Genomic DNA, 23,745 nt, shown 5'->3' with positions numbered 1-23,745 from the left:
GACGGGTGCACGGCGATAGACGGGTGGTTCGGCAGCCCGGCTGTCCACCGGTCCACCTGTGCACCCGTCCACCTGCTAATCCAGGTACATCACCTTCCGGACGGCGGCGACGGTCTTCGCGGCGTCGGGCTTGGCCGCGCGCTCGAGGTTCTTCGCGTAGGGCATCGGCACGTCAGCTTGGTGCACGCGCAGCACGGGTGCGTCGAGCGAGTCGAAGCAGTCGCGCTGGATGTAGTCCACGACCTGCGCACCGATGCCGGCGATCTCCCAGCCTTCCTCGAGCACTACGGCACGATTCGTTTTTTCGACCGACGTCTTGATCGCTTCGACGTCCATCGGGCGCACGGTGCGAAGGTCGACGACGTCGACGTTGATGCCGTCCTTCGCCAACTGGTCCGCCGCCTGCACTCCGAGGAGCGCCATCTTGCCGGCGGTGATGATCGTCGCGTGGTTCCCCTCGCGCTTCAGATCAGCTTTGCCGATCGGAATGAGATACTCCTCGTCGGGCACTTCGCCCTTCGTGTTGTAGAGCATCTCGCCTTCGAGGAAGCACACCGGGTTGTCGTCGCGGATGGCCGACTTGAGCAGCCCCTTCGCGTCGTACGGCGTGCTCGGGGAGATCACCTTGATGCCGGGGATGTGGGCAAGCCACGACTCGAACGCCTGCGAGTGCTGCGCCGACAGCTGCAACGCCGCGCCGTTCGGGCCTCGGAAAACAATCGGGATGTTGAACTGGCCGCCCGACATGTAGAGCATCTTCGCGGCGGAGTTGAGCACTTGGTCGAGCGCGAGCACGGCGAAGTTCCACGTCATGAATTCGATGATCGGACGCAGCCCGACCATCGCCGCACCCACACCGACGCCCGCGAAACCCAGCTCGGTGATCGGCGTGTCGACGACGCGCATCTCGCCGAACTCCTGAAGCAGCCCCTTCGAAACCTTGTACGCGCCCTGGTACACGGCGACCTCCTCGCCCATGAGGAAGACCCGGTCGTCGCGCTGCATCTCTTCTCTGAGCGCCGCGTTGAGCGCGTCTCTGTACGTGATGACTGGCATGTCCCGAGAACCCCTAGGCGACGGCGTCGGCGGCGGCGTCGCTCGTCGTGTCGACGTAGACGTCCTCGTACAGTGCCTCGAGCGGCGGCTCGGGACTCTTGTCGGCGAAATCCCAGGCGTCCTGCACGACCGCCTTGATCTCGTCGTCCATCTTGTGCAGTGCCTCGTCGGTGAGCTCGCCGTGTTCCATCATGTACGTGCGGAGCAGCACGATCGGGTCGCGCTTCATGTGTTCCTCGAGCTCGGCCTTCGAGCGATACGTTCCGCTGACGGCGTCCGACATCGAGTGGCCCATGAAGCGGTACGTGCGCACCTCCAGCAGCGTCGGCGTGGACTCGGTACGCGCGCGCTCGATCGCCTTCCCCACCGCGGCGCGGACCTCGAACACGTCCTGACCGTCGCAAACCGCCCTGGACATGTTATACGAAGCCCCGCGCTCATAAATGTCGTGGATCGCGGAAGCGCGCTCGAGCGCCGTGCCCATGCCGTAGCGGTTGTTCTCGATGATGTAGACGACAGGCAGCTTCCAGAGCCCTGCCATGTTGAGCGCTTCGTGGAACGCGCCGGTGTTCACAACCGACTCGCCCATGAAGCAGACGCAGACCTGGTCGCCGCCGCGGTACTTGATCGCGAAGGCAACGCCCGTCGCCAGCGGTACATTCGCGCCGACGATGCCGTGCCCGCCGAGGAAATTGAGGCTCTTGTCGAACATGTGCATCGAGCCGCCCTTCCCCCGCGCGCAACCGTCGATACGGCCGAACAACTCCGACATGACCGTGCGCGGGCTCATCCCGCGGGCCAGCGCTTGGCCGTGGTCCCGGTACGTCGTGATGATGTAGTCGTCGGCGCGCAGCGACGAGAGCACCCCGGTGCTCACCGCTTCCTGCCCGATGTACAGATGGCAGAATCCGCCGATCTTGCCGAGCGCGTACGCCTCGGCGCAGCGCTCCTCGAAGCGTCGCTGGAGGAGCATCGAATGCAGGAACTCGTGGTTCAGCTCGGGACTGGAGGCCGGTGCGTTGCCGTTTGTCGACGGCTCGGTAGCCGCGGCCTTCTTCTTGGGCATTGTCGATGACTCGATGTCGGTAACGGCTGTGCTGGTAACCTCTGGACTGCCCATCTTCACACTCCCGCCGCCTGGACCTGCTCCCAGGCGTGATAGCTGGATCGAACCAGCGGTCCGGACTCGACGTGCTTGAATCCCATCGCCATGCCGATCTCGCGCATCCGCCTGAATTCGTCGGGCGTGACGTAGCGGTCGATCGGGATGTGCGACTCGGATGGACGCAGGTACTGGCCGAGCGTGAGGATGTCGACGTCGACTGCGCGCAGGTCGCGCATGACGAGCTCGACTTCTTCGAGCGTCTCACCCATGCCGAGGATGATGCCGGTCTTGGTCGGGATGTCGGGCGCGAGTCGCTTGGACGTTCTGAAGATTTGCATGACGCGCTCGTATCGCCCGCCCGGACGGCACTTCTTGTAGAGACGCGGCACCGTCTCGGTGTTGTGGTTGTAGATATCGGGCCCCGCCTCGAGCACCGTGCGAATCGAGTCCTCGTTGCCCTGAAAATCCGGCACGAGCACTTCGACCGAGCAATCGGGGAGGCGCTGTTTGATCTGCCGGATCGTCTCGGCGAAGATGTACGCGCCGAAGTCGGGGAGGTCGTCGCGATCGACCGACGTGATGACGGCATGGCGCAGCCGCATCTCGCCGATCGCGTCGGCGACGCGCGCCGGTTCGTCGATGTCGTATTTGGGCGGCCGACCGTGTGCAACCGCGCAGTAGGCACAATTCCGCGTGCAGACGTCGCCGAGGATCATGAAGGTCGCGGTGCCGTGCTCCCAGCACTCGCCGACGTTCGGGCAGTGCGCTTCCTCGCAGACCGTGTGCAGGTCCAGCTCGCGCATCAGCTGCTTCAAGCGGAGGTACTGCGGACCGCCTGGGGCGCGAACCTTGAGCCACCCGGGCTTTCGCTCTGGAAGGGGCTCGGCGCGGTGGCGGCCAATGATCTGGTACAGCGGTTCTGACAAGGGCTCGGAGGGGTTGGGTCGGGGAGCGTCGAGCTTGGATCCAGAGTGTGGAACTGGTTGGGCGCGAATAATCTAGAGCCGTCTGAAAGTGGTCGGAAGAATCAAATAACCTATCTCTACCTATGTTGAAGGTTAGCGATATCCTGGCCAGAGAAATGAGCCGCGAGCGAGGGGCGCGGGCGGGCTAGTCGGCGAACCTTGCGATCGAAAACCGGTCGATCGAGGGGTGCACGGGCGGCGCGTGCTCGACGAAGGCGCGAACGGCCAGGGCGGTAGCCGGCGCCAGCAGGATTCCGTTTCGCGCGTGACCGCACGCGTAGATCAGCGACGGTGACTCGGGATCTTCACCCAGAATGGGGAGCATGTCGCTGGTGGCGGGACGAAGACCGGCCCATCGCCGGGCGACGCGAGCGTCGGCGAGGGGAGGACATAGCTTGGTCGCGGCGGCGCGGAGAGTGCGCTCTCCATCCTCGGTCGCCGTCGTGTCGAAGCCGGCGTCTTCACTCGTTGCGCCGGCGACCAGCTCACGTCCGCGAGGCACAAGGTAGACGTGACCGGCGCTCACGGGACGATGAATCAGGTCGGGCGCGTCGAACGCGATGATCTGACCCTTGAGCGGCGAGATGGGCACGCGGCGCGGCAGACCGCGGATCTGTGCAGACCATGCGCCCGCCGCAAGAATGAGAGAATTCGCGTGTACCGATGTCCCGGCGCGCGTGGTAACCCGAGCGGGTCCTGTCGAGACGTCGACCTCGGCCACCCCGTCGCCACCGACGACGCTGACCCGCGGGTGGCGGGAGACGGCTCGGCGGAGGGCAGCCACGACTCGCGTGTTGTCGATGGCGCCATCGTGGGTGTGTAGAACCGCGCCGTTCGGCGCATCGATGGCCGGCTCCGTTCGCCGAACCTCTGCGTCGGAGAGCCAGCGAGAATCGGCGTCGAGTGCCGCCGGTCTCGACGGCATCGTCTCCAGCAGCCCCTCGAGAACCTCGAGCTCGGGGTCGAATTCTCGAAGCGGTGCCAAGAAGGCCGGAAAGAGGTTCAGGCTGTAGCGAAAAAACTCTCGGATCTCACCATCGCGTTGGCCGACGGAAGGTGCGAGAATACCCGCGGCCGCGCCCGATCCCGCACCCGGCCGGTCGGCGCCGAACAGCGCGCACGAGGCGCCGGCACGCGCGAGCTCGAGCGCGGCGGACAAGCCGATGATTCCGTCACCGATGACGGCTGTGTCGAAATGGGATGACTGAGGGAACGCCAAGGTCGTGAGGGGAAACCGGACCGACGAATGGGCTGAAACAGCCGAAGGGTGTGGATCGTAGAGTAAAGTGCAGGAGGGGTAGGTTTTTCGCTAAATCGGGAGATCCCGCGCATGCTCCGCACAATTTTTTCGATCGGCCTGTTCGCCGTGCTCGGTCTGATCGCCCTGAAGTTCATCTTCGGAATTTTTGGGATTGCCTTCGTGCTGTTTTACGCGCTGCTCAAGTTGGCCGTGAAGATCGGGCTGATACTGCTCGTCGTGTACTTCATCATCCGGGTCGTGAGTCCGAACACGGCGAGGAATCTGAGGGAGCGGTGGTCCGGTAGGGCGTAGAATCCCTCGAAACTGAAAGCTCCCGGCTCCGAAAGGAGTCGGGAGCTTTTTGTTGGCGCTGCGTGAAACGAAAGCGCTCGATGCCGATGGAGGCTGTCCCGGTCACGCCTAATCTGACGTCAGACGTCGGATGTCAGACTCCGATTTCTAGGGCACAGCCGTACCCACCGCCGCGAGAGAGTGACTGGAATGGCCGGGATCCCCGCGCCGTCAGCAGTCCGCGCTCACCCTTCCATCCGATCAATCACCGCCCACACCAGCATCGGGACCATGATCTCATGATGCCCCGTGATCTCGTACCCCTTTCCTGAGTCGAGCGTGGGCCGTTGGACGACGTTCACGCGCGGGCGGTAATGCCGTTGCATGTCGAAATCCGCCGAGACGAAGTCGCGGGGGCGGCCGGCGTTCAGGTTGCGCGCGATCGTGAGCGCTTTGAGAAAGACCTCGGGCATGATCACGGCGCTGCCGAGATTGAGCACGACTCCGCCGTCGTCGAGGTCTGAGAGCGACGCGGCGAGGCGGCGGAAATCGCGGTGGCTCGTGTCGCCGATCGCGGCGCCATTCGCCGCAGGGTGCTGGTGGATGATCTCCGCGCCGAGCGCCGCGTGAACAGTCGCCGGAATCCCCAACTCCGTCGCTGCTCTGAGAAGCGACATCTCGGGGTGCGCCAAGTCCGACCGCGCCACGAGCGCTCGGCCGAGCGATTCACCCATGCCCTGTTGCGCGCGCATTCCGTCGACGAACGCGGCGTTCATCTCGCGTCCCGTCTCGTCGGCCATGCCGAAGGTGCCGTCGCGCAGGCCAGCGGCGACGTCCTCTGACGTCGCGCCGAATCGCGCGACCTCGTAGTCGTGGATCGCTCCCGAGCCGTTCATCGCGACGTGCGTGATGACGCCGCGGCGCATCAGGTCGATGAGCAGTGGCGAGATGCCGGTCTTCACGATGTGGCCGCCGATCATCGCGACCACGCCTCGTTTCCGTCGGGCAGCGTTGGCGACGGCGTCGACGACGGCGACGAAATCCCGCGCGACGAGGACATCGGGGAGCGATGCGATGAAGGCGTGGAACGACCGGTCGTCGCGCGGCGGATGCGCGAACTCCTCGGCGTTCACCTTGTTCGGACGCCGCGCGACGGGGACGGTGCGGATCGCGGCGAAGTCCGCTTCCCGCGTCAATCGCGCGGACGCGGAGGGATTGGGGGGAGGACGGGGAGGGGCGCCGTGTCCGTCGGAGGCTTGCCGTTTGCCGGCACCGGAGGCGTCGCGGTCTGAGGCGGGTGGTACGATTTGAGGTAGAGGTTGAGGGAACCGAAACGCACGCTCGACTTCATCTGAAGCATGATGCGGTTCTCGTCGTCGGAAAGCCAGACCTCGGCGTGGCCGCCGTCGGAGAAGAACTTCGACTGAAAGATCGGCTGTACGACCAGCGCTGGAAATCTTCCTGCCGGCACGTCGATCGTGTCCTTGCGCACGACCTTGAAGCGGACCGGATTCCGGTCGGCCATGAAGTAGTCGTTGAAGGTCGTGTCCATCCCGACGCGCAGCGGCACCGTGCGCAGAAAATAAAGGAACGACCCGTCGTCGAGCGGGTGCTCGACGCTCGGCTTGGGTGGTTTGCTGTCTTCGGTGTATTCGCGCCTGTCGGGGAAGATCTCGTAGGTGTGCTTGGGTTCGTACGACCCTTCGTCGATGTCCTTTCGGTATCGAAGCGAGGCGAGCGTGTGTGAGTCGGACCACGACTCGTACTTGTCGTTGACGCTATAGAACAAGAACCGGCCGTGCAGCCGAAAAATGGTATGCCAGGTGTCGACGCCGCGCACGGTGTCCATCGGCAACACTTCCATTTCGCCGCTGCCGACCGGGATGTTCTTGTACTTCACTTGATACTCGAGACGCTCGCCGACGCCGAACGGGACACGCGCCGGCTCAGCCGGGCGGGCCGCTGGTCCGCCGGTCTCCTGCGCACTCGCCGGCATCACGGCCAGCACGGCGCCGATGAACAACGACCGAAGCACCGACACACGCGGGTGGCCCATCACGACGTCGGGCGCTCCACGCGCACTCCGCGTCCGATGCGCAGCAAGGCGAGCCCGTCGGTCCACGGTCGAATTCGCGATTCGCGCATGCGCACGTCGTATCGCGGTTCCAACGAGACGGTCTCGACGCGTCGGGCTCGCGGAGCGGCGCGAAGCAGGAGCGACAGGTTGGCCGCCCATCCCTGGCCGGCGGCGAGCGGCGCGTCGCCGATGTCCTTCAAGAGATCTCGAATGAGCGAAATCCTGTAGAGCCTCAGTGCGCCGAACGGGTCGGTAACCCCGGCCACCTTGCCGGCGCGGCGGGCGGCCCACGTCGCGATCCAGCGCAGCCGCCGGACCGCCTTGGGCGTCGACTCGGGCAGGGTCCGCTCGGCGACGACGAGGTCGGCGCCTCCCTCGAAGCGCTTGATCAACTCCGGGAGATGCTCGGGCTGATCCGTGAAATCGGCCTGCATCGTGATCAGGCCGTCGCGACGCGGATACTTGGTTCGGGCGGCCGCGGCGCGGCAGAGCGCGTCGAGCGCTCGGTCGTAGCCGAGGTGCTCGGATTCCCCAAGCACCGTCAGCGGCAGAACGTCAGCGTAACCCTGGAGAACCTCGGCCGTCGAATCCGTGCTGCCGTCGTCGTAAACCAGGATCTCGTAGTCGCGCGGGTATTCTTGGAACACCTTCCGAATACGCCACAGGAGCACGCCAACCGTCTCAGCTTCGTTGTATGCGGGAATGCAGACGTACAGCACGTGGAGAGCGGGACGCGGGGTTGGACGAGGACGGCGGAAGGAGCCGGAAGCCTGAAGGCGGCGGGTTAAGTGAAATCTACAAGTGCAATACACGCGCGGCCCCACAGGGGTTCGCCCGGGTAACCGGTGACCGCGCGGGGCGTCTTAGAAAGGGGTGGCGCAGGACTGGCTCATTGAAGCCTTGCGGGCCCCCAACCGCCCAGGACGGTGTAACACAACGTAGCAGGGAGTCCGATGATTCTGGCCGATACGCGATACCGCCTCACTCGCGACGACGCACAGCTCGCCGCGCGGCTGCTGGCCAGTGAGTCCGGCCAGGACCTGGCCGCGCTCGAGACGAGGCTGGCTGACGAGGGAATCGACGCGATCCTCGACGATCCGCGCCTTTCGGCGGCATTGAAGCGCGATCCGCGCGGCGCGCACGCGTCGCTGACGCTCTTTGCGTACGTGATGATTCGGTCAGCCCTTCGGCAAGCGGGCGAAGCGGACCGCGGGCTCGCCGACTACGTGACGTCCATCGTCCTCAATTTCGGCGTGCGAGGTCGGGCGTTCCGAATCTCGGACTCGGACGACGAGGTTTACGACGCGATCGTCGCGCTTTGCGAGGACCTCAATGACTCCGATGCGCGCCGCAGCTTTCTCGTGCGAACCCATCTGGGCAATTACGCCCTGTGGCTGAGCGGGATCTTTCCCGACTTCATCGAGCAGCGGCACTCGCAGCGTGGCGGCCCCGATCTCGACTACTACGAAGCGATGGGCCGCCGGGGCTTCCAGCTCGCCGCCGACCATCGGTTGGCGGAGGAGCATGGCCTCACGACCCTCTTCGCCAACGCGGCCGCCAGATTCGGTCTGCTGCGCACAGCGCTCAACTCGGTGAGCGACTCGTTGTTCTTCCCGACCATCAATTCACCGGAGCGCCTGATGCGTCAGGTGAGAGACGAGTTTCGTTGGAAGCGACCCGCGTAGCTCCGAGTGTCGGAATCGCCGGCGAAATCAGTCGCCCGATCGAACGGCTTCCGCGAAAGCCGAAAAGAGGCGACGATCCCATGGCTCGGGCGTGCCCGTGAGCTCTTCCGGGTGCCATTGGATGGCGATCATCCACCAGTCGCCGCGCGCGGGTTCAAGCGCCTCGACGATGCCGTCGGGGCTCGTGGCCGACACGCGTAGGCCCGGTGCGACCGCGTCTACGGCCTGGTGATGCGAAGAATTCACCGCGATCGACGTTTCGCCGACGATGGCCGCGAGCGACGTGCGCTGCTCGATCGAGATCGCGTGCACGCGTTCGGTGCGACGCTCCGATTGGTCGTGTCCGATGCCGGACGGTTTGAGCGACGGAATGTCCTGGATCAACGTTCCGCCGAGCGCGACGTTCGCGATCTGCGCGCCGCGACAGATGGCGAGAGTCGGCATGCGTCGTTCGCTCGCGGCCCTCGTGAGCGCCAGCTCGTATTCGTCGCGTCCGGCGTGCGGTGTTCCCATCGCCGGATGGGGCGTCTGCCCGAAGTGCTCGGCACCGATGTCTTCGCCGCCGGTGAGCACGAGTCCCGCGACGCCATCCAGGGCCGCCGTCGCAACCGCGGCTTCGACTGGCGGAAGAACGACCGGGATCAAACCAACCGAGGCGATCGCGCTGGTGTACGCCTCATTGACGCGAACGCGCGAGCGCCCACGTAGAGATTCGGTGGTGGCCGTGAGAATGACGAGCCGCGGTTTAGTCATGTTCGTCCGGTGATGAACCATCTGTCGGGCGCCCCGCCGACGCGTCCACCTGTCCGCCCGTCCACCCGCAAAGTATCGTACACGCGACTGCTCGGAGGAGCAAAGAACCGAATGGCGTTCGAGGGTTTTCGGCGTTCGTTCGACGAGTTGCTGTCACGCGCGACGCGGCCTGAAGAGCGCCGCGCGATTGCCGCGCGCATGAAGGACACGCTCGTCCAGGCTCGGCTCGGTCTCGACGACCTGCGCGACGGTCTCGCGAAGGCCCGACAGCGATTGTCGAACGAAGAGCGCGAGCTGGAGACGGTCCGTCGCCGAAAACAGCTCGCCGAGGGAATCAACGACCGCGAGACCATCGATCTGGCGGCGAAATACGAGCAGATGCATACGGAGCGCAGCGAGGTGCTCCGTCGGAAGGTCGCCGCGCAGGAAGCCGAGGTTGCGTTGGCCGAGCGCGAAGTGTCCGAGATGTCGGCGGAGCTAAAGGCCGTCCTGGCCGGTGCACCTACTCCGAATCACGTCGGCGGACAGGTCAGCGACGCGGAGCTGGGACTGAACGACGAAGCCGGCGCATCGTCGATCCGATCCGAGATCGACGCTCTGGGCAGGCAGCGCGAGCGCGCCGATCGCGAAGCCGACGCCGCCCGGCGGCTCGACGAGCTGAAACGCAAGATGGGGAAGTAGCCGATTCGGATCATCGGGGGTGGGGCGGGGCGGTCGGGCTCTGTATCTGCCGCGATTCTCGCCGCCTGCGTCATCGCGACGCGCGCCGGCGCGCAAGACACGCTGTTTGTCCACTGCTTCGGCCAGCGGATCAACAACATCGTCGTGCGCAGCTCCGCGCCGACCGCGTCGTTTCTTCGCCGCGCGCCCGTGCTGCACGACATCGTGTCGGCGATCCACGTGACGACGAACCCCGAGGTCATCCAGCGTTTTCTGCTGCTGTCGCGCGGCGACGCGTGCGACGAGCTGCGGCGCTCCGACTCCGAGCGCATTTTGCGCGCGCAACCATTCATCGCGGACGCATCGGTTCGCGCGATGCCCGACAGCGGCGGCGGGGTGACACTGCTCGTCGAGACGAGCGACGAAATCTCTCTCGTGCTCGACGCGGCGATCGGGCCGGGCCACCCGTTCGTGCGCTTCCTGCGATTCGGCGACGCCAATCTCGACGGTGAAGGCCTGTACGTCGCCGGCGATTGGCGCGACGGCGGCGCCTTTCGCGACGCGTTCGGCGGACGCCTCGTCGACAACCAGATGTTCGGCCGTCCGTACACGTTCAACGCGCAGGCATTCCGAAATCCGCTCGGCACCGCGTGGTCGGCGGAAGGGTTTCACCCGTTCTATACCGACATTCAGCGGGTCGCATGGCTCGTGCAGCTCGGATCGCTCGACGACTACGTCCAGTTCCAGAACGACATCAACTCGAGCCACGCCATTCGACTCGTGCGAAGCTTCTTCGAGCTCGGCGGCGTGCTGCGGATCGGGCCCCCGGGGCGGCTGAGCCTCTTCGGCGTGGCGATAGCCGGCGACGACGAGCGCCCGGGACAAAATCAGGTGCTCGTGACGAACGAGGGATTCGCCCCTGACACCGGGACGCAGCTGCTCAACCGCTACGTCGCCCATCGCATCGCGCGGGTGAACCTGCTCTGGGGCATACGCGACATCGGATTCGCGAGGGTGAAAGGCCTCGACGCGCTGACCGCGACGCAGGACTTCCCGGTCGGCTTTCAAGTCGGGACGCAATTCGGCCGCAGCGTCACGGCGTTCGGCGCGCGCGACGACGACATCTTCATGTCGAGCGATCTGTACGTCGGCGCCATCGGCCACAACAACGCGCTGCGGCTTCAGATCGAAGGCGAGGGGCGCCATGACAATTCGGCGAACCTGTGGGACGGGATGCTCGCCAACGGCGTCGCGATCCAGTACTACAAGCCGGTGCAGAGCAACACGACGACGCTGTCGTTCGCCTTCAGCGGCGGCTGGCAGCAGCGGATCCCCTACAACTTCACGCTCAGCGACCCGGTGGGAGGCCTTCGTGGCTATTCAGGGTCGAGCACCCCGGGGGCGCGGCGCTTCGTGACGCGCTTCGACTCGCGCCAATACCTCGGCCGCCCAAACGGATTCGCCGACGTCGGCGTCGGCGCGTTCGTCGAAGGCGGCCGGCTGTGGGCCGGCGACATCCCGTACGGCGTCAACACCCCGCTGCGGATGTCGGTCGGCGTGAGTCTTCTCGGCTCCGCCCCGCCAAGCTCACCGCGCATCTGGCGCCTCGACTTGGCGTACGCGCTCAACCCGGAGCTCGGCGGACGACGTTTCGAAATCCGCGTGGGGAGCTCGGATCTTACGACGTTCTTCTTGCCGGAACCGTTCGACGTGCAGGCGACGCGAGAGCAGACGGTGCCGTCGAGCGTTTTCCGGTGGCCGTAGCTCCTTTCCCGAGATCAGCCGCCGCTGGGGCCACTATGAAATTTTTAAGAAAACTCAACGCAGACGACACAGACTTGGAAAAGCGATCCCGCAGATAAACGGCGAAACCAAAGAGAAGGTTTTCGACGTTTTGTCTGTGGGATTGCTGTTCAAGTCTGTGTCGTCTGCGTTGAATTGTCTTTTCTTTGTCTAGGCTGCGAGCCGGCTCTCGCCAGTCAGGCTTGGACGCTTTTGGTGAGACCTTTCAGCAGCGGCACGAACAGCAGCATCAATGCGGCTGCAGCGAAGCCGGCGACGACGAAGATCATGTAAAAGCCGTGCTGAGTCGCGCTCACTGACTGCAAGAATCCGCCGAGCCCACCCGCGATCGCCTGCGGCTTCTCGCCCGGCGTCGGTGTGAACCCAGCGACGGCGCCGGCGATCTTGCCCGCGACGGCGTTGGCGAGGAACCAGACGCCCATGAGGAGCGACGCGAAGCGCACCGGGGCGACTTTGGTCACGTACGAAAGGCCGACCGGCGAGAGACAGAGCTCGCCCCACGTGTGGAACGTGTACGCCGCGACGAGCCAGAAGGGACTCACGAGCACGCCCGTGTCGGCGCGCTCGCCGCCGACGACCATGAACAGGAAGCCCGTCGCCAGCAGCGCGAGGCCGAGAACCATCTTGAGCGCCGTCGATGGCTCGCGGCGCCGCCTACCCAGCACGGTCCACATCCACGCAAAGAGCGGCGCGAAGATGAGGATGTCGAATGGATTCACCGACTGGAACCAGCTCGACGGAATGTCGAACGAGCCCGCCTTGAGATTCGTGTTCTTGTCAGCGAACAGGTTCATCGAGCTGCCGGTCTGCTCGTACGCCGACCAGAAGAAGATCACGAAGAACACGACGATGAACAGAGCGATGACGCGCTTGCGCTCCTCGCCGTGCGTTCCGAACAGGCTGATCGTGAGCGCCGGTCCAACGACCACTCCCATCAGGAGACCGAGCACGCTGCCGTTGCCCAGGAACCAGGCGAGCGCGCCGCCGAGGACGACGCCGATCACGGCGTGCAGCGTCGTGTTCGACTTGGGGCCCGATTCGGCCACGCTCAGCGAGGAAGTGCTGCGCGCGGGAGACGTGCCGATGCCCGGCAGGTACTTGTCGCGGCCCCAGAGGTACGTCATCAGTCCAAGCAGCATGCCCACGCCGGCGCACGCGAAACCCCAGTGCCAGCCGAAGCGAGGATTCTGCGCGAGATAGCCACAGAAGATCGGACCGAGAAACGCGCCGGTGTTGATGCCGACGTAGAAGACCGTGAAGCCGGAGTCGCGGCGTGGGTCGCCTTCACGATAGATCTGCCCGACCATCGTCGACACGTTGGACTTGAAGAAGCCGGTGCCGATGATGATGAGGCCGAGCCCAGCGTAGAACGTGGTCATCCCCGGGAACGCCATCGTGAAATGGCCTAGGGCGATGACGATGCTGCCGATGACGAGTGATCGTCGTGTTCCGATGAGCCGGTCGGCGAGGAAACCGCCGATGACCGGCGTGAGGTACACGAGCATCATGTACGTGCCGTACAAGTTCGTGGCGTGGGGCGTGTCCCACTTGAGCGCGTTGACCAGGTAGAGCACGAGGATCGCGCGCATGCCGTAATACGAGAACCGCTCCCACATCTCGGTAAAGAAGAGCAGGCCGAGACCGCGCGGGTGTCCGAAGAGCGCGCGATCGTCGAGGGCGGACGGTCTGGCGGGGGCACCTAATGCCGCGGGAACGTCCGGTTCCTTGACGTCGATGATGGAGCTCATAGGGGAGAGGGAATCGGGTTTGACCGGGAGGCCGGAGACCGGGAGGGCGAGACTGCGAAACGAATGCCTTGATGGTTTGGCCGGTTCAGCGGCCCAGCAGTCTACCGGTCCACCGGTCTACCGGCCCACCGCTTCGGTTCCTTCGTTCCGCCAGCCGCTTGCTGAACACGCCACTCTACACCGGTGGGCGGCTGTTTGATGCAGGCCGCCCAGTGATTGGCGGCTTTTTCTTCGAGAGGTGGAACGATCTCGGTGCACGCGGCGTCTTTCGCCGGATGCTGGCAGCGGGGATGGAACACGCAGCCGGCCGGCGGATTCGACGGGGAGGGAACGTCGCCGGTGAGCACGACGCGTGACTTTTTCCGCGCGGGATCGGGGACGGGCACAGCCGAGAGCAGCGCTTGCGTGTACGGCATGACCGGATCGCGATAGAGATCGGCCGCGCTCGCCAGTTCGACGATCTTGCCCAGATACATCACCGCGACGCGGTCGGCGATGTGTTCCACGACCGACAGATCGTGCGCGATGAACAGATACGCGAGGCCGCGGTCGCGCTGCAGATCCTGCATCAGGTTGATGACCTGGGCCTGAACCGACACGTCGAGCGCCGAAACCGGCTCGTCGCACACGATGAAGGTCGGCTCGACGGCAAGCGCCCGCGCGATGCCGATGCGCTGCCGTTGTCCTCCCGAGAATTCGTGCGGATAGCGCGACGTGTACTCGGCGCGGAGGCCGACCTCGTCGAGCAACTGCTTCACGCGCGCGTCCGCGGCGCCGCCCTCGGCGATCTTGTGGATCGTGAGCCCCTCGCGCACGATCGCGCCGACGGTCATGCGCGGGTTGAGCGACGAGAACGGATCCTGGAAGATGACTTGAATCTTCCGGCGCATCTTGCGCATCGCGCGCGAGTCCAACGACGTGAGGTCCACGCCGTCAAACTCCACACGGCCGGCGGTGGGCTCGATCAATCGCAGAATCATTCGCCCAGTCGTGGACTTCCCGCAGCCCGATTCGCCGACGAGGCCGAGGGTCTCTCCCGGCATGACGTCGAACGAGACGTCGCTGACGGCACGCACGAACCCGGCGGGGCGTCCGAACGCGCCCTTTTTGATCGGAAAATTCTTGACGAGGTTGCGGACGGAAAGCAGCGGGCGGACCGGTGGACGGGTGGACGGGTGGACGGCCGGCGCGTTGGTCATGACTTGATCGCGGCGGCGGGTTCGTGGCGCTGGGAGCGTCGCATCGGTTCTTCGGCGAGGTGACAGCGGGAGACGTGGCGCTCGCCGATCTGGTAGAGCGGCGGATGTTCCGTCGAACAGCGCTCCCACGCGTAGACGCACCGGTCGTGGAATCGACATCCGCTGGGCCATGCGGTCGGCGGCGGCACGGTGCCGGGAATCGTGGCGAGGCGCTCGCGCTCCTGTCCGACGCGCGGCATCGCGGCGAGCAGGCCTTCTGTGTACGGATGGTGGGCAGCGGCGAAGAGCTCTTCGACCGGCGATTCCTCGACGATCTCGCCGGCGTACATCACGATCACGCGGGACGCCGTTTCGGCGACGACACCCAGATCGTGCGTGATGAGCAGGATCGACGTGCCGAACTTCTGCTGCAGCTCGGCGAGGAGCTCGAGGATCTGCGCCTGGATCGTGACGTCGAGCGCCGTCGTTGGCTCGTCGGCGATGACGAGCGCCGGATGCATCACGAGCGCCATCGCGATGACGACGCGCTGCCGCATGCCGCCGGAGAGCTGGTGCGGATAGTCGCGCGCGCGCTGCGCGGCGTCGGGGATGCCGACCGTCTCGAGCATCTTCACCGCGCGGTCCCAGGCTTCCTGTTTGGTGCCGGCGTGGTGAATGCGCACGACCTCGGCGATCTGGTCGCCGATGGTGAAGACGGGATTCAGCGCCGTCATCGGCTCTTGGAACACCATCGAGATGCGCGCGCCGCGAACGGCGCGCATCGATTTTTCGTCGAGCGTGACGAGGTTCTTGCCGTCGAAGTGAATCTCGCTGCCCGGCTCGATCCGGCCGGGCGGACGCACGAGGCGCAAAATCGAGAGCGCGGTCACGGATTTTCCGCACCCCGATTCACCGACGAGCCCCACCGTCTCCCCCGCGCCGACTTCGAACGTGATGCCGTCCACAGCCCGGGCGACGCCGCCGTCGCCGTAGAAATACGTGTGCAGATTCTCGATCCGAAGAAGCGACGGCGACTCAGCCATTCTGCGCGAGTTGATGCGTGGTGGACGGAGGCGGAGACGATGCGGGCGGAGCCGGTCGCGAGACCGACTCGATCTCGATCGCGGCGTTTGAAATCGAACGGTCGAGGTGAACCTGCCGGGGATCGAGCACGTCGCGCAAGGCATCGCCGAGCGTGTTGAACGCTACGACGGTGGCGACGATCGCGATGCCGGGAAACACCACGACCCACCATGCGGTCGTGAACGTGTCGATGCCTTCGAAAAAGATCGAGCCCCAGCTCGGCGTCGGCGGCTGCGCGCCGATGCCGAGGTACGAGAGGCCGGCCTCGAGGGCGATGACGTTGCCGACGGCGAGCGTCGAGCTGACGATGATCGGCATCGCGACGTTGGGCAGCAGATGGCGCAGCACGATGCGCACGTCCGACGCGCCCAGCGCACGCGCCGAGGCGACGTAGTCGGCGCTCTTGGCGAGCCGCGTCTCGGCGCGCACGAGACGTGAGACGGTGAACCAACCGGTGACGCCGATCAGCACGATCAAGCCGGTGAGCGGCACGGGATGCCAGATCGTGAGCACGGCGATGAGAATGAGAACCCGCGGAATCGCCATGAACGCATCGAGCAGCCGCATCATCGTGTTGTCGAGGCGCCCGCCGACGTATCCGGCAACGAGACCATACGCGGCGCCGATCGTGGTGGACACGACGACTGCGAGGACACCGATCGCCAGCGAGATGCGCGCGCCGCACAAGACGCGGGCGAGCACGTCGCGTGCGTACGCGTCGGTACCGAAGAGGTGCGACAGTGACGGCGGCGCGTTCTTGAGCCGCACGATGTCCAGCTGTTCGATGCAGCTCTGCGTGGTGAGGAGCGGGCCGGCGATCGCAGCGACGACGAGGGCGCCGATCACGAGTAACGACCACCGCCCGCCGCGATTCGCGAGCAGCTTCGCCCAGGCCGAGCCGCGGTTATTCACGAACACGGGGATCCAGGACCGCATGGAGCGTGTCGGCAATGAGGTTGCCGACGACGACGAGCACCGCACCGGCGATGACGGTCGCGGTCACGAGGTCGTAGTCGCGGCTGCCGATCGCGCGCGTGGCGAGAAGACCGATTCCCGGCCATGCGAAAACCTGCTCGACGAAGACGGTTCCGCCGAGCAGCGCGGGCAGCAGAACGCCGAGCAAGACGATGGCCGGGGCGAGCGCCGTTCGAAGCGCGTGTTTCCAGATCACGCCCGATTCGGGAACTCCCTTGGCGCGCGCCGTGCGCAGATAGTCCGCCGGAAGAACGTCGAGCACCGCGCCGCGTTGAAATCGGCTGATCGCTCCGGTGGTCAAGAGGATGATCGACGCCAGGGGCAGCACGAAGTGCCGCACGCGATCGGCGATGGCCTGGCCGCGCGGCATGTAGTCGTGCATCGCGTCGACGATGCCGCCGGCGGGGAGCAGCGGCCACCAGTACGCGAAGACCAACAGGACGATCAACGCGCCCCAGAAATCGGGGAGCGAATAAAGCACGAGGAGCACGTGGGAGGAGATTCGGTCGAACCAGCCCCCACGCCCCGCTGCCTGGGCGGTACCGACGACCACGCCAATGACGAGACTGAGGAGTAGCCCGACGCCGGCCAAAGCGAGCGTGCGCGGCAGCGCCTCCACGAGTGCGTTGGCGACCGGCTCGCTCTTGAGTGTGGAGTACCCGAGTTTCCCGTGCGCGACGCTCCAGAGATATCGCCCGTACTGGACGGTGAGCGGTTGGTCGTAGCCGAAGCGTGCACGCCACTCGGCGCGCACGGCCGGCGTGATGCGGCTGGAGTCGTACGAAAACGGATCGCCGGGGGCCGAGCGGATGACGAAGAACGCGATCGTCGTGACGATGAACACGACGACGAAAGACTGTCCGAGGCGCGCGGCCAGGCGCCGGCGCACGATCAACGTGCCGGCGTCGGCGCGCCCGCGCTCAGCGGAATCTTGTCGCGGTCGATTCGCTTGTCGGGCGCAATCGACCACTCGCCCAGGTAACGCCACCAACCATCGGCACGCGTCCGCGTGACAGTGACTCGGCGGTTCACCGCCTCGACCTCGGTGATGTCATAGAGCCAGATGGCGTAGGCATCGTCGGCGATCTGCTGAAACGCGCGCTTGGCGTACGCTTTGGCCTTCGCGGGGTCAAACGACAAAGCGATGCTGTCGATCAACGCGTCGGTCTTGGGATTCGAGTAGTGGAGGACGTTTTGTCCTTCGAGGCCAATGCCGGCGGTGCCCCAATTCTGACGCATGCCGTTCGGGCTCGGATCGGTTTGGAATCCTTGGATGACGGCGTCAAAGTCGCCCGCCTTTTGGCCCGGCTGGATGCGAGCGGTAAACGTCTTCGGATCGACCGCGTCGATGACGAGTGTGACACCGATGCGGCGGAACTGCTCCTGCAGCAACTGCGAATACTTCTGCCGCGATGCGGTCGTCGACGGCAGCAACAGCGAGAACTTGAGGGGCGCGCCGTGCTTGCTCCGTGTGCCGTTGGGGCCGCGTCGCCAGCCTGCGGAATCGAGCAGCGCACCGGCGGCCGCGGTGTCGTACGGCGGCAGTTTCACGGTGGTGTCCGACACAGAAAGAATCATCGGGAAGGGGCCGCGCCCAAGTAATCCCTTGTCGCCGAATACGTTGTGCAGCATCGCGACTCGGTCGACGGCCATCGACAGGGCGCGCCGCACCCGAACATCGCTGAAGATTGGATGCGCCTGCATGTTCGACTTTGGCGCATAGGGATTCATCCCCATGAACACGTATTGCAGGCTTGGAACGACCAGCGCCCGCGCGACCTTACTGCTGTCGAGGACCGCGAGATCTCCCGGGAAGTTCTGCATAAAATCCGCCTGCCCCGTCAGCACCTGCGTGCGCCGCGCCGCCGGATCGGTGGCCGGCGTCACGATCACGCGGTCGAGCAGCGGGCGGCCATGGTAGTTGGCAGTGTCGGCGTCGAGCTCGAAACTCACGTCGGGCTTCCACTGCACGAAGCGAAACTGCCCGCTTCCGACGGGAGTTCGGATTACGTCGGAAGTCCGCAGGCTGTCGAGTGGAACTTTGCCGTATACGTGCTCGGGGACGACGTAGAGCTGGTAGGCGATGTCATAGAACTGCTCCGGCGTGTGCTTCTTGAACCAGACGACGGCGGTCAATGAGTCCTTGACCGAGACGGAGTCGACGTTCGAGAGGGTCGCCGCGACGGGCGATGCGACCTTCGGGTCAATAAGAACCTTGACGCTGTACCGAACGTCGCCCGCGGTCACCGGTTTCCCGTCATGCCACCGCGCGCGCGGATCCAGCGAAAACGTGATCGACAGCGAGTCCGGCGACCATGTCCAGCTCCTGGCTAGCCGCGGCGTGAACGTCTTGTCGCCGGTCGTCGTCAGGTCGCTCGAGATGTCAGCGAGGTGGTCGAACACGAGGTCGATGACGACCGCGCCGACCTGCTCGGCCACGAAGGCCGGGAATACGGATTGTGGATCGCTGGGCGCGGAGTAGATGAACGTGCCACCCGAAGGTCCGGACGCGGGTCTCGGTCCGCCCTCGGTCGACGTGCATGCGGCCAGCAGGATCAGCGCCGAAATCGCGACGACGGGCTTGTGCATGGGGCGAGGGCGGAGAGGGAGAGAAGTGCAAGAATCAATCAGCTCGTCGGAGGCGTTCACTCGCTCATCGCCTCCACGTCCACGAATCATCCGAATACTGGACGACGAGCGCGGAGGCTCGGGCACGCAGGTCGTCATCGATTTGGAGGCTCATCGCCTCGGGGTCCTCGAGATCGCGAACCGCGCCCTCGAACGCGGTCGCCGCCTCGGCGAGCGACGGAGCGCGTCCCATCGCCTCGACGAGCGTCGCCGGCGCGGGCAGCTTGGAACCCGGCGACAGACTGAACTCCGCCAGCCGCGTCTGATCGTCGCCGACGAGGACGGAGCCATGCTGGAGTAGCGCGCCGTCGGATCGCCACTGCGCGCTCCCCGCGAGTTTCCGTCCCTCGAAGGTCAGTTCGCCTTCCGCCGGAAGCTCGAAGCACGGCGTGGCGTCGGGGAGTCGAGCCCGTTCCCGCCGCGGCGACACCCGCGCATCCACGCCGAGCTTGTTCAACGACGCGACCAGGAGGCGGTTGATGCGCGCATAGGACTCGCGCTCCGTCCCCGCGGCGGCGGAAGGGGCAGTGACGCTGTAGGTGATTTCCCTATGATGCAGTATCGCGCGACCCCCCGTCGGCCGGCGAACGACGGCCACGCCCTGTCGACGAATCCGATCTCGGTCATAGTGACGGAGCGCCGGCTGGTTGCGACCAAGGGAGATGGTGGGCGCGGACCAGGCATATACGCGCAGTGTCCACTCGCCCGCCTCTCGAGCGCGAGACATCAACGCCTCGTCGAGCGCCATGTTCTCGGCTCCCGCCGCGGCGGGGGTGACCAGGATGCGCCAGCGCTGACGAGGCATCAGGCGAACGAGGAGGGATTACGGGGGCGGAGGGTTTGACCCTAACATAAATTCAAGGCGCAGTTGGCGCCCCTCCCGAACTCACCGGGCCTCTTCCCGCCCGCGATCGAGGACTTGAATGACGACCCACGCTCGAGAAGTCACCGCTGCCACCGTGGACGCGACGAGCTTCGTGCCGAGGCACATCGGCCCGTCAGCGGCCGAGATCCGTGCGATGCTCGACCTCCTCAGGTACGACTCGCTGGATTCCCTCATCGACGCGACCGTCCCGTCCAAAATTCGGCTGAACCGGCCGCTCGCGATCCACGCGCCCATGTCGGAGCACGAGGCGCTGTCGTCGCTGCGCGAGACGATCCGACGCAACCAGATCGCGCGGTCGTACATCGGACTCGGCTACTACGACTGCATTACGCCGCCGGTCATCCAGCGCAACGTGCTGGAGAACCCGGGCTGGTACACGGCGTACACGCCCTATCAGGCGGAGATCGCGCAGGGGCGCCTCGAGGCGCTTCTGACGTTTCAAACGATGGTGATCGATCTCACCGGTCTCGAGATCGCGAACGCATCGCTGCTCGACGAGGGCACGGCCGCCGCCGAGGCGATGGCCATGGCGTACGGCGTTCGCGGCAAGCCGGGGAAGGAGACCTTCTTCGTCTCGAACGAGTGTCACCCCCAGACGATCGAAGTCGTCAAAACGCGGGCGCACGCTCGTGGCGTGAACGTGGTCGTGGGCGACTGGCGCAAAGCGGCCATCGACGAGGAAGTGTTCGGCGTGCTGCTGCAGTATCCGGCGACGAACGGCGCGGTCTACGACTATCGCCAGTTTTGCGAACGAGCACACGCCGTCCAGGCGGTGGTGACGGTAGCCACCGACCTCATGAGCCTCGTGCTGCTGACGCCGCCGGGCGAGTGGGGCGCGGACATCTGCGTCGGCAACAGCCAGCGTTTCGGCGTACCGCTCGGGTTCGGTGGCCCGCACGCCGCGTTTTTCTCGACGCGCGAGGAGTACAAGCGCCATCTGCCGGGACGCATCATTGGCGTTTCGCGCGACGTCGACGGCAAGCCGGCACTTCGCATGGCGCTCCAGACGCGTGAGCAGCACATCCGGCGTGACAAGGCCACGAGCAACATCTGCACGGCGCAGGTGCTGCTCGCGGTGATCGCCGGCATGTACGCCGTCTATCACGGACCTGAACGGCTGACGGAGATCGCGTCGCGCATTCACGAGTTGGCGGCGACGTTGGCCGCCGGCGTCGAGTCGCTCGGCTATTCGTTGGCGTGCGACGACTACTTCGACACCATTTGCGTGGAGATGGGCGCGCAGCCGGCGACCGACGTGATCGGCGCGGCGCGGGCAAAGGGAATCAACCTGCGCTCACTCGGCGACTCGCGCGTTTGCGTCGCGCTCGACGAGACGGCGACCGCCGCCGACGTGGACGAACTGCTCCAGGTTTTCGCGACCGGCCACGGCACGGCCCCGACGTACGATGGGCTGAGGGGTGAAGTGGATACCCGGTACGACGAGCGCTTCGCGCGGACGACGCCTTTCCTCACGCACCCGGTCTTCCACAGCTACCACTCCGAGACCGAGATGCTGCGGTATCTCAAGCGTCTCGAGAATCGCGACCTTTCGCTCACGACGTCGATGATTCCGCTCGGCTCGTGTACGATGAAGCTGAACGCGACGGCCGAGATGTATCCGGTGACGTGGCCCGAATTCGGGAAGATCCACCCGTTCGCGCCGGCCGAGCAGACGAAGGGCTATCGCGAGATGTTCGATCGCCTCGAGCAGGCGCTCGCGGAGATCACCGGCTTCGCCGCGGTGTCGCTGCAACCGAACGCGGGCTCACAGGGCGAATACGCCGGTCTGCTCGTGATTCGCGCGTACCACGAGGCGCGCGGCGATGCAAAGCGGAACGTGTGTCTGATCCCGCAGTCCGCGCACGGGACAAACCCGGCGAGCGCGGTGATGGCTGGAATGAAGGTCGTCGTCGTGAAGAACACCGACGCCGGCGACGTGGACATGGCCGATCTCGAGGAGAAGGCCAAGGCGAACGCCGACGTGCTCGCGGCGCTCATGATCACCTATCCGTCGACGTATGGCGTGTTCGACGAAACGATCGCCGACGTGTGCACGATCATTCACAAGTATGGCGGCCAGGTGTATCTCGACGGCGCGAACATGAACGCGATGGTCGGCCTGGCGCGCCCGGGCGATGTCGGCGCCGACGTCTGCCACCTCAACCTTCACAAGACGTTCTGCATTCCGCACGGCGGTGGCGGCCCGGGGATGGGACCGATCGGCGTCGCTCAGCACCTCGTCGAGTTCCTGCCAGGCAATCCTGTCGTGAAGGTGGGCGGGTCGCACACTGCGGGCGCGGTGTCCGCCGCGCCGTGGGGAAGCGCCAGCATCCTGCCGATATCGATGATGTACATCGACATGATGGGCGGCACCGGGCTCACGGAGGCGACGAAAGTCGCGATCCTCAACGCGAACTACATCGCGAAGCGCCTCGAGTCGCACTATCCGGTGCTGTACAAGGGCAAGCAGGGGATGGTGGCGCACGAGTGCATCGTCGATCCGCGGGCCTTCAAGTCGTCGGCCGGCGTCGAAGTCGAAGACATCGCGAAGCGCCTGATGGACTATGGGTTCCACGCGCCTACGGTGTCGTTCCCGGTCGCGGGAACACTGATGATCGAGCCAACGGAGAGCGAGTCGAAGGCGGAGCTCGACAGGTTCTGCGAGGCTCTTATCGCGATCCGTGCCGAGATCGGCGAGATCGAGTCGGGAGTCGCGCACCGTGAGGACAACGTCCTCAAGAACGCGCCACACCCATTGTCGCGCGTGATGAGCGACGCGTGGAGCCATGCGTACGGACGCGAGAAGGCCGCGCTCCCGGCGCCGTGGACACGCGAGTACAAGTTCTGGCCGTCAGTCGGGCGAGTGGACAGCGCCTACGGCGATCGGAATCTCGTGTGTTCCTGTGTCCCGACGGAGGCGTACGCGGATTAAGCGGGTGGACCGGTCAACCGGTAGACCGGTCCACCGGTCTACCAGCGCCAACGGCGCTAGCCGCCGAGGTGGGCCGAGTAGGCGCTTGCGTCGAGCAACTGTTTGCGCTCGTTCGGGTCTTTGAGCCGGACCTTGATCATCCAGCCGTCGCCGTACGGCGAACTGTTGACGAGCGCCGGCTCCTTGTCGAGGCGGTCGTTGACGGCGATGACATCGCCCGTCACCGGGGAGTAGAGCTCGGACACGGCCTTCACCGCTTCGACGGTGCCGAACACGTCGTGCTTGGAGAACGACGCGCCGACCTTGGGCAGCTCGATGAAAACGACGTCGCCGAGCTCTCCCTGGGCGTAGTCGGTGATGCCGATTGCCACGACGTCGGCGTCGTCGGTGGGCTTCAGGTATTCGTGGTCTTCGGTGTACAGCAGGTCCTTCGGGATATCGGACACGACGTGCTCCAAATCGGGGTCGGCGTGAGGGGCGAACGCGCGCGGAGTCTATCCGCGCCGGGATGGGGCGTCAACGCCGGCGGGACAGCGGGTCGGCGGGACAGCTCGACGGCTGGGCGTTACTGGAGCCGTCAGGCCGTCAAGCTGTCAGGCCGTCAAGCTGTCAGGCCGTCAAGCGGGCCGGCTGTATCACGACCGTGCGACCGACCGGGCCCCGCTCGTGTCCCTGATCAG

Annotated in this window: 21 protein-coding genes; 5 read left to right on the top strand and 16 right to left on the bottom strand. The window is 65.5% G+C overall.

Annotated elements, in window-relative coordinates:
- Positions 1-75: 75 nt before the first annotated feature.
- The 4 genes from VGQ44_06790 to VGQ44_06775 all read right to left on the bottom strand — a co-directional run bounded on the left by VGQ44_06790 (position 76) and on the right by VGQ44_06775 (position 4,345).
- The gene (locus VGQ44_06790; GenBank protein ID HEV8446506.1) at positions 76-1,056 is read right to left on the bottom strand and encodes a pyruvate dehydrogenase complex E1 component subunit beta; all 981 of its coding nucleotides are present in this window, start codon (positions 1,054-1,056) and stop codon (positions 76-78) included.
- A gap of 13 nt (positions 1,057-1,069) precedes the next feature.
- Entirely contained in the window at positions 1,070-2,122 is a 1,053-nt protein-coding gene (pdhA, locus tag VGQ44_06785) for a pyruvate dehydrogenase (acetyl-transferring) E1 component subunit alpha (protein HEV8446505.1), read from the bottom strand.
- A 56-nt stretch (positions 2,123-2,178) separates the two neighbouring features.
- Positions 2,179-3,087, bottom strand: a complete 909-nt coding sequence (lipA, locus tag VGQ44_06780; GenBank protein ID HEV8446504.1) for a lipoyl synthase — start codon at positions 3,085-3,087, stop codon at positions 2,179-2,181.
- A 184-nt stretch (positions 3,088-3,271) separates the two neighbouring features.
- The gene (locus VGQ44_06775; GenBank protein HEV8446503.1) at positions 3,272-4,345 is read right to left on the bottom strand and encodes an FAD-dependent oxidoreductase; all 1,074 of its coding nucleotides are present in this window, start codon (positions 4,343-4,345) and stop codon (positions 3,272-3,274) included.
- Between the two features lie 111 nt (positions 4,346-4,456).
- Here VGQ44_06775 and VGQ44_06770 point away from each other — a divergent pair, with 111 nt between their 5' ends.
- On the top strand, positions 4,457-4,678 hold the full coding sequence (locus VGQ44_06770; GenBank protein ID HEV8446502.1) for a hypothetical protein: 222 nt from the start codon (positions 4,457-4,459) through the stop codon (positions 4,676-4,678).
- Between the two features lie 224 nt (positions 4,679-4,902).
- On the opposite strand, the gene VGQ44_06765 is transcribed toward VGQ44_06770, so the two are convergent.
- Genes VGQ44_06765 through VGQ44_06755 form a run of 3 tightly spaced genes read right to left on the bottom strand, consistent with a single transcriptional unit; the run spans position 4,903 to position 7,453 of the window.
- Positions 4,903-5,853 (bottom strand): hypothetical protein, encoded by a 951-nt coding sequence (locus tag VGQ44_06765; protein ID HEV8446501.1) that lies wholly within the window; start codon positions 5,851-5,853, stop codon positions 4,903-4,905.
- A complete protein-coding gene (locus VGQ44_06760) occupies positions 5,850-6,713 on the bottom strand; it encodes a DUF3108 domain-containing protein (protein HEV8446500.1) in 864 nt (287 codons plus the stop codon). Before VGQ44_06760 ends, VGQ44_06765 begins: the two co-directional genes overlap by 4 nt.
- Positions 6,713-7,453, bottom strand: coding sequence for a glycosyltransferase family 2 protein (locus tag VGQ44_06755; GenBank protein HEV8446499.1), 741 nt, complete (start codon positions 7,451-7,453; stop codon positions 6,713-6,715). The genes VGQ44_06760 and VGQ44_06755 overlap by 1 nt, the downstream gene beginning before the upstream one ends.
- Positions 7,454-7,687: 234 nt before the next feature.
- Between VGQ44_06755 and VGQ44_06750 the strand changes: the two genes are divergently transcribed.
- On the top strand, positions 7,688-8,419 hold the full coding sequence (locus tag VGQ44_06750) for a hypothetical protein (GenBank protein ID HEV8446498.1): 732 nt from the start codon (positions 7,688-7,690) through the stop codon (positions 8,417-8,419).
- Positions 8,420-8,446: 27 nt separating this feature from the next.
- On the opposite strand, the gene VGQ44_06745 is transcribed toward VGQ44_06750, so the two are convergent.
- Positions 8,447-9,172 (bottom strand): gamma-glutamyl-gamma-aminobutyrate hydrolase family protein, encoded by a 726-nt coding sequence (locus tag VGQ44_06745; GenBank protein HEV8446497.1) that lies wholly within the window; start codon positions 9,170-9,172, stop codon positions 8,447-8,449.
- Between the two features lie 111 nt (positions 9,173-9,283).
- On the opposite strand from VGQ44_06745, the gene VGQ44_06740 reads away from it, so the two are divergent.
- Positions 9,284-9,853, top strand: coding sequence for a hypothetical protein (locus tag VGQ44_06740; GenBank protein HEV8446496.1), 570 nt, complete (start codon positions 9,284-9,286; stop codon positions 9,851-9,853).
- A gap of 144 nt (positions 9,854-9,997) precedes the next feature.
- A complete protein-coding gene (locus VGQ44_06735) occupies positions 9,998-11,596 on the top strand; it encodes a hypothetical protein (GenBank protein HEV8446495.1) in 1,599 nt (532 codons plus the stop codon).
- Positions 11,597-11,811: 215 nt separating this feature from the next.
- On the opposite strand, the gene VGQ44_06730 is transcribed toward VGQ44_06735, so the two are convergent.
- The 7 genes from VGQ44_06730 to VGQ44_06700 all read right to left on the bottom strand — a co-directional run bounded on the left by VGQ44_06730 (position 11,812) and on the right by VGQ44_06700 (position 20,052).
- Entirely contained in the window at positions 11,812-13,383 is a 1,572-nt protein-coding gene (locus VGQ44_06730; GenBank protein ID HEV8446494.1) for a peptide MFS transporter, read from the bottom strand.
- Between the two features lie 101 nt (positions 13,384-13,484).
- Positions 13,485-14,582 carry an oligopeptide/dipeptide ABC transporter ATP-binding protein gene (locus VGQ44_06725; protein ID HEV8446493.1) on the bottom strand — a complete coding sequence of 366 codons (1,098 nt, stop codon included), beginning with the start codon at positions 14,580-14,582 and terminating at the stop codon, positions 13,485-13,487.
- Positions 14,579-15,604, bottom strand: coding sequence for an ABC transporter ATP-binding protein (locus tag VGQ44_06720; GenBank protein ID HEV8446492.1), 1,026 nt, complete (start codon positions 15,602-15,604; stop codon positions 14,579-14,581). The genes VGQ44_06725 and VGQ44_06720 overlap by 4 nt, the downstream gene beginning before the upstream one ends.
- Positions 15,597-16,580 carry an ABC transporter permease gene (locus tag VGQ44_06715; GenBank protein HEV8446491.1) on the bottom strand — a complete coding sequence of 328 codons (984 nt, stop codon included), beginning with the start codon at positions 16,578-16,580 and terminating at the stop codon, positions 15,597-15,599. The genes VGQ44_06720 and VGQ44_06715 overlap by 8 nt, the downstream gene beginning before the upstream one ends.
- Positions 16,549-17,508: an ABC transporter permease gene (locus tag VGQ44_06710; GenBank protein ID HEV8446490.1), complete on the bottom strand. Its 960-nt coding sequence runs from the start codon at positions 17,506-17,508 to the stop codon at positions 16,549-16,551. The genes VGQ44_06715 and VGQ44_06710 overlap by 32 nt, the downstream gene beginning before the upstream one ends.
- A gap of 2 nt (positions 17,509-17,510) precedes the next feature.
- The gene (locus VGQ44_06705; GenBank protein ID HEV8446489.1) at positions 17,511-19,208 is read right to left on the bottom strand and encodes a peptide ABC transporter substrate-binding protein; all 1,698 of its coding nucleotides are present in this window, start codon (positions 19,206-19,208) and stop codon (positions 17,511-17,513) included.
- Between the two features lie 64 nt (positions 19,209-19,272).
- The gene (locus tag VGQ44_06700; GenBank protein HEV8446488.1) at positions 19,273-20,052 is read right to left on the bottom strand and encodes a lipoate--protein ligase family protein; all 780 of its coding nucleotides are present in this window, start codon (positions 20,050-20,052) and stop codon (positions 19,273-19,275) included.
- A 118-nt stretch (positions 20,053-20,170) separates the two neighbouring features.
- On the opposite strand from VGQ44_06700, the gene gcvP reads away from it, so the two are divergent.
- Positions 20,171-23,065 carry an aminomethyl-transferring glycine dehydrogenase gene (gene gcvP, locus VGQ44_06695; GenBank protein ID HEV8446487.1) on the top strand — a complete coding sequence of 965 codons (2,895 nt, stop codon included), beginning with the start codon at positions 20,171-20,173 and terminating at the stop codon, positions 23,063-23,065.
- Between the two features lie 56 nt (positions 23,066-23,121).
- Here gcvP and gcvH read toward each other — a convergent pair whose 3' ends face one another.
- Positions 23,122-23,511 (bottom strand): glycine cleavage system protein GcvH, encoded by a 390-nt coding sequence (gcvH, locus tag VGQ44_06690; GenBank protein ID HEV8446486.1) that lies wholly within the window; start codon positions 23,509-23,511, stop codon positions 23,122-23,124.
- Positions 23,512-23,745: the final 234 nt, after the last annotated feature.

This window comes from Gemmatimonadaceae bacterium, from assembly GCA_036003045.1.
GTDB lineage: Bacteria > Gemmatimonadota > Gemmatimonadetes > Gemmatimonadales > Gemmatimonadaceae > JAQBQB01.
The sequence above is the reverse complement of the archived record's forward strand: the minus strand, read 5'-3'. Positions and strand labels throughout refer to the sequence as shown.

Coding starts and splice junctions, on each gene's coding strand:
- VGQ44_06790 (HEV8446506.1), bottom strand. CDS start 1,056: ATGCCAGTCATCACGTACAGAGACGCGCTCAACGCGGCGCTCAGAGAA.
- pdhA (HEV8446505.1), bottom strand. CDS start 2,122: ATGCCCAAGAAGAAGGCCGCGGCTACCGAGCCGTCGACAAACGGCAAC.
- VGQ44_06770 (HEV8446502.1), top strand. CDS start 4,457: ATGCTCCGCACAATTTTTTCGATCGGCCTGTTCGCCGTGCTCGGTCTG.
- VGQ44_06760 (HEV8446500.1), bottom strand. CDS start 6,713: ATGGGCCACCCGCGTGTGTCGGTGCTTCGGTCGTTGTTCATCGGCGCC.
- VGQ44_06750 (HEV8446498.1), top strand. CDS start 7,688: ATGATTCTGGCCGATACGCGATACCGCCTCACTCGCGACGACGCACAG.
- VGQ44_06745 (HEV8446497.1), bottom strand. CDS start 9,172: ATGACTAAACCGCGGCTCGTCATTCTCACGGCCACCACCGAATCTCTA.
- VGQ44_06740 (HEV8446496.1), top strand. CDS start 9,284: ATGGCGTTCGAGGGTTTTCGGCGTTCGTTCGACGAGTTGCTGTCACGC.
- VGQ44_06730 (HEV8446494.1), bottom strand. CDS start 13,383: ATGAGCTCCATCATCGACGTCAAGGAACCGGACGTTCCCGCGGCATTA.
- VGQ44_06725 (HEV8446493.1), bottom strand. CDS start 14,582: ATGACCAACGCGCCGGCCGTCCACCCGTCCACCCGTCCACCGGTCCGC.
- VGQ44_06720 (HEV8446492.1), bottom strand. CDS start 15,604: ATGGCTGAGTCGCCGTCGCTTCTTCGGATCGAGAATCTGCACACGTAT.
- VGQ44_06715 (HEV8446491.1), bottom strand. CDS start 16,580: ATGCGGTCCTGGATCCCCGTGTTCGTGAATAACCGCGGCTCGGCCTGG.
- VGQ44_06705 (HEV8446489.1), bottom strand. CDS start 19,208: ATGCACAAGCCCGTCGTCGCGATTTCGGCGCTGATCCTGCTGGCCGCA.
- VGQ44_06700 (HEV8446488.1), bottom strand. CDS start 20,052: ATGCCTCGTCAGCGCTGGCGCATCCTGGTCACCCCCGCCGCGGCGGGA.
- gcvP (HEV8446487.1), top strand. CDS start 20,171: ATGACGACCCACGCTCGAGAAGTCACCGCTGCCACCGTGGACGCGACG.